A 3,637-nucleotide genomic window follows, 5' to 3' on the forward strand; every position below is an offset into this window, starting at 1 on the left:
CGGACGGTTTGACCGGAGCAGAGGGGCCCTCGGCCGTACAGGCGAGTGCCAGGAGACCGGCGCAGCCGACCAGAGCGGTTGCGCGGAGCCGACCGAATGCGGTCATGACGCCTCCACAAGCCCGAGGGTGCCCTGCGGACGGACGCCGGGCCGGCGCCGACCGCGTCGCCGTGGTGCTCACCGCTCACCTGTCCCCCGGCTGCGGGCCGGTCCGTAGGTCCTCGGAGCGATCACGACGAGTTTCAGCCTACTCGGGCAACCTGTGTGGCGCCGAGGCGAGTGCGGCCGGGCGCTCACAGCTCCGTGTCGTCCCACTGGCTCAGCAGCATCTCGCCCAGGTCCTCCCCCAGGTCCTCTTCGCCGTGCAGCGCCTGCGACGTCCACAACGTCTTGCCGCGGCCCGTGTACCGCGTGCCCCACTGTTCGGCGTAGCGCGCGACCAGGAACAGTCCGCGCCCGCCCTCGTCGGTGTCCTTGGCGCGGCGGATGTGCGGAGAGGTGCTGCTCCCGTCGGACACCTCGCAGATCAGGGTGCGGCCGCGCAGCAGGCGGACATGGATGGGATCGCCGCCGTAACGGACGGCGTTGGTGATCAGTTCGCTCAGGATCAGCTCGGTGGCGAACGAGATGTCCTCCAGCCCCCACTCCGCCAGCTTGCGGGCGCAGGCGTTTCGGACCGGTCCCACCGCCGCGGGGTCACAGGCCACGTCCCACTCGGCGACATCGGCCGGGTCCATGCGCCGGGCCTGCGCCACCAGCAGCGCCACGTCGTCGGTGGGCTTGGAGGGCAGCATCGTCTTGATCACCGAGGCGCAGAGGTCGTCGGGGATGCGCGGCGGCCCGGCCAGAGCCGCGCGCAGGGCCCCCATGCCCTCGTCCAGGTCCCGGTCGCGGTCCTCGATCAGACCGTCGGTGTAGAGGGCGAGCGTGGCGCCCTCGGGGAGGGTCAGTTCGGCGGTCTCGACAGGCAGCCCGGCACCCAGGCCCAGCGGTGGCGAGGCGGGCACGTCCAGGAATTTCACCGTGCCGTCCGGATGGGCCACGGCCGGCGGCGGATGACCGGCGGTCGCCGCGGTCAGTCGCCCGGACACGGCGTCGTAGATGACGTACAGACACGTCGCTCCGGTGATGCCCGGTACGTCCGCCTCCGCCTTCTCGTCCTGCATGTCGATGCTCGCGACGACTTCGTCGAGGTGTTTGAGGAGTTCGTCGGGGGCCAGATCCAGGGAGGAGAAGTTGTGCACGGCGATCCGCAGGCGCCCCATGGTGGCGGCCGCGTGCAGCCCGTGCCCCACCACGTCGCCCACCACCAGGGCGACCCGGGCGCCGGGCAGCGGGATGACGTCGAACCAGTCGCCGCCCACCCCCGACTGGGCGGGCAGATAGCGGTGTGCCACGTCGAGGGCGTCCTGCTCGGGAAGGGCGCGGGGCATGAGGCTGCGCTGGAGCGTCACCGCCAGCCCGTGCTCACGGGTGAACCGCCTGGCATTGTCGATGCTGACGGCGGCCCGGCCCACCAGCTCCTCGGCGAAGTTCAGGTCCTCCTGGTCGAAGGGTTGCGAGGCATCGGACCGCCAGAAGTCGACCAGTCCCAGGACCATCCCGCGCGCCCGCAGGGGCACGACCGCGAGGGAGTGGAGGCCGTAGCGCAGGATCCGCTCGGCGCGTTCCGGGTCCTGCTGCCGCCAGCCGGGTGAGGCGGCCAGGTCGGGCTCCAGGACGGACCGGCCGTGCAGCACGCCGGTGGCCTGTGGGGTGCTCGGGGCGAACCGGATCAGCTCGCCGACGGCATAGAGGGGGTGGTCCTCCTGCAGGCCCGCGACGGCGGCGCGGCGCAGCAGGGTGCTTGCCTCGGCGGGCTCGTCGCCGAGCAGCACCGGATCCAGGAGCTCGACGGTGACGACATCGGCGAACCGGGGCACCGTCGCCTCGGCGAGTTCCTCGGCGGTGCGTACGACGTCCAGGGTCGAGCCGATCCGGGTGCCGGCGTCGTACAGGAGCCGCAGCCGCTCCCGGGCCACCTCGGCCCGACCGGTCACGGCCCGGAGTTCGGTGGTGTCACGCAGGGTCACCACCGAGCCGCGGTGTCCTGCGAACCGCGTGGTGAACCGTTTGTTGAACGCCAGCAGTCTGTCCGCGGCCAGGTGGACCTGGTCGGTGAGGGTCTCGTCCGACAGCAGCAGGTTCGTGGTGCGCGCGTCCAGGCCCAGGCTGGTCACCGGGCGCCCTTCGATGTCGTCCGGCAGCTCCAGCAACTGCCGCGCCTCGTCGTTGGCGAGCAGCAGCCGCCCGTCGGCGCCGACGATGAGCACACCCTCGCGCACCGCGTGCAGGACCGCGTCGTGGTGCTCGTACATCCTTGTCATCTCGGCCGGGCCGAGGCCGTGCGTCAGACGGCGGAGCCGGCCGCTGACCAGGGCCGCTCCCCCGGCGGCCAGGGCCAGCGCGCCTGCGGCGCTGGCCGTGAACATCGGCAGCTGGCGGTTGACCGAGTCCTGCACCCGCTCGACCGTCACGGGAGCCGAGACGACGGCCACCACTTTGCCGGTGGAGTCCTTCACCGGTGCGGCGGAGATGACGGACAGGCCGAGCGCTCCCTCGAAGGTGCGCGTGAAGGACTTGCCCTCGGCGGCCTGGGCGTAGGGACCGATGACGTGCTTGCCGAGCTGGGTGGGGTCGCTGTGGGTGAGGGTGATGCCGTCGAGCTCGTACACGATGAGGGCGTCGACTCCGGCGTCCTTGCGGGCCGCTTCGGCCAGGGGCTGGAGGACGGCGCTCGGATTGTCGCTGTTCAGCGCTGCCAGCATGCCCGGCGAGTGGGCGAAGGACTGTGCGGCGGCCATGGTCCGGTGCCGGGCGTCGGCCATGGTCTCGCGCCGGGTCTGGACGACGAAGGCCACCAGGGCTGCGACGATCAGCACAGCCACCAGCACCAGCTGGAGCAGGAACACCTCGCGGGCGACACTGCGCCCGTCCGTCCAGCGGCGCCACCACTGCGCGCCGCCCGCCGCGCTCGCGTCCTCGCCGGGCCCCTTCAGGGCGCCGCCCGCCGCACCAGCGGGTGAGTCCGGCCCGGCGGAGCTGTGCGGCGATCCGGTGACCCGCCGACGCCAGAGGCGGCGGGTCCAGTTCGCTCTCATGAACCCCATTTATCCCGCTTTGTTGACAAAGTAGCAAGGAGGGTCCGCCGGGTACGCGTCAAAGCCGCGGGAGAAGCACGTGCGTCTCGGGCCCGGCGCGGGCCGGGGAACCGTGCGTTCAGGCCATGTTTCCGCCGACGCGAAGCCCCTGCCCGGCCGCGACGCCGCCCGGCAGGGACCGCGGGCCCAGGCCCTTCGCTTACAGCGCAAAGGCACCTGCCCCACCGGCGACAAAGACGTGCACCACCGGTATGTTTACGTAAACACCTCGGATACGTAACCACCTCGACGTAAGCAGCGCCCTCTCCCCGTTCAGCCCAGGAAGCAGCAGCCATGCCCGTTCTGCAGACAGACAACACCGGTTTCTTGCTCGACGGCCGGCCCTTCCGGCTTCTCTCGGGCGGGCTGCACTACTTCCGTGTCCATCCGGACCAGTGGGCCGACCGGCTGCGCAAGGCGCGCCTGATGGGCCTGAACACCGTCGAGACCTACGTCCC

The 3,637-nt window shown here is 71.6% G+C and carries 2 protein-coding genes; one reads left to right on the forward strand and one right to left on the reverse strand.

The annotated features are described in order from the left end of the window. Nucleotides 1-293: 293 nt before the first annotated feature. Entirely contained in the window at nt 294-3,140 is a 2,847-nt protein-coding gene (locus ABZZ79_RS39535; RefSeq protein WP_356697506.1) for a SpoIIE family protein phosphatase, read from the reverse strand. Between the two features lie 333 nt (nt 3,141-3,473). Here ABZZ79_RS39535 and ABZZ79_RS39540 point away from each other — a divergent pair. Then, nucleotides 3,474-3,637: beta-galactosidase (locus ABZZ79_RS39540; protein WP_356697508.1), on the forward strand; the 164-nt coding region annotated here is incomplete at its 3' end.

The organism is Streptomyces sp. NPDC006458, from assembly GCF_040612135.1.
Classification (GTDB): domain Bacteria; phylum Actinomycetota; class Actinomycetes; order Streptomycetales; family Streptomycetaceae; genus Streptomyces.